This window comes from Catenibacterium sp., assembly GCF_052354645.1.
In the GTDB taxonomy this organism is placed as follows: Bacteria; Bacillota_I; Bacilli_A; order Erysipelotrichales; family Coprobacillaceae; genus Catenibacterium; species Catenibacterium mitsuoka_A.
Window position 1 is genome coordinate 1 of the sequence record NZ_DAWDDM010000344.1, and the last position, 1846, is coordinate 1846.

A 1846-nucleotide genomic window follows, 5' to 3' on the forward strand; every position below is an offset into this window, starting at 1 on the left:
GCCCATTCATTCTGCAAAATACCTAAGAAGTTCACCATCTGGTTACATAATGATGCAAGATGTTTAGCTGGTTTAGATGTAATCTTACCTGGAATACCTCCTAAACCTTCCTGAATCAATTGTTTTAAAGACCATCCTGCACAATAACCTGTCAACATACTTAAATCATGAATATGGAAATCCCCATCTCTATGTGCATCCGCAATCTCCTGATCATATATTTCAGATAACCAATAATTTGCAGTAATTGCACCACTGTTACTTAGAATCAACCCACCAACAGAATAAGTGACAGTAGAATTCTCTTTTACTCTCCAGTCAGTCGCATTCACATAACTATTCACTAGATCCTTATAATCAAGAATCGTAGACTTCATATTTCTTACTTTCTCTCTCTGTTTACGATAAAGAATATAAGACTTCGCCACATCACTATAACCTGCCTGTGATAAGATATCCTCTACACTATCCTGGATATCTTCTACTGCAATCTTATGATCCTTGATCTTCTTTTCAAAATCACTTGTGACCTTTAATGCAAGCATATCAATCACACTTGGATGATATTCTTTCTTTAATGAAATAAATGCTTTTTCAATCGCACGGGTTATTTTCTTTAAATCAAATTCTGTAATCTTACCATCTCTTTTAATGACCTGGTACATATTATCATATCCTTTCTTCTATCCCTCTGATTTCACATTCATCAACATATTCTTCTAAAATCTTTTTATAACTCTGGAGTGTTTCTAATGAGCATGCATGTAAACCTTTTTGAATCACATTCTCATTATCTTCAAAGTTTTGAAGATAATAACGCTTAGCACCTTTGATCCATTCTCCAACTAGTCTCATATCATTTTCTGTATGAAATTCTTTAATAATTGTAGTTCTGAATTCATAATCCACATGATTTTCTAATAAATACTGGACTGTTGTCTTAATAGAATCAAGACGATAACCTTCTAAACCAATTGTCTTATTGTATTTCTTAGGCGCATTCTTGATATCTACAGCTACATAATCAACAAGACCTTCTTCTACTAACTCTTTTAACTTATTAGGAAAAGATCCATTTGTATCTAACTTAATAGAGTATCTCATATCCTTGATCACTCTTAAGAAATCTACAATACCAGCTTGTAATAAAGGTTCTCCACCTGTAATACATACACCCTCTAATATGTTCTTTCTCTTTTCTAAGAATTCAAGAACATCTTCCTGTTCAATCTCTACCATATTTTCTGGCAAGAAGACTAAATCAGAATTATGACAGAAAGGACATTTAAAATTACATCCTCCAGTAAATAGAGTACATGCCATCTTTCCTGGATAATCTAAAAGAGTGAGCTTTTGAAAACCAAAGATACGGAAATGGTTCTGGTATGTTGGTTCTTCTATTGCTTTCTTAACTAAAAGATGCATTGTCTTTTCTAATTGGTCTACTTCTTCTAAAGTCAAATCAGATGTTAAATGAGACCACCAGTCTTTTCTCGCAAGATACATTTCTGTAATCACATCTTTCGCTTTAGGTGTTGTTTTAAGTATCTTAGAACGTTTATCTAGATTATTCTCTTCTATACGAATATAACCCGCATCATGTAACTTAGATACACTCTTTGTGATTGTACCTTTATCTACAGAACCACTAGAAGACAATTCCTTCATAGTAATACCAGGATGTTCATGAATCATCATTAGATTCACAACCTGTCCATAACCTATATCATATTTCTTTAATCTATTATCATAATACTTAATAGCTGCACGATATAGTAATGCATTATCACTCATGAAGTTCTCTTTCTTATCCATCTCTCTCACCTCTTTAGTTGACTATCCAACT

General features: G+C 32.9%; 2 protein-coding genes. Both read right to left on the minus strand.

The genetic code is table 11. The annotated features are described in order from the left end of the window. Nucleotides 1-665: anaerobic ribonucleoside-triphosphate reductase (nrdD, locus tag ACT8VG_RS10800; RefSeq protein WP_444195875.1), on the minus strand; the 665-nt coding region annotated here is incomplete at its 3' end. Between the two features lie 4 nt (nucleotides 666-669). Further along, a complete protein-coding gene (locus tag ACT8VG_RS10805) occupies nucleotides 670-1815 on the minus strand; it encodes an anaerobic ribonucleoside-triphosphate reductase activating protein (protein WP_444195876.1) in 1146 nt (381 codons plus the stop codon). Nucleotides 1816-1846: the final 31 nt, after the last annotated feature.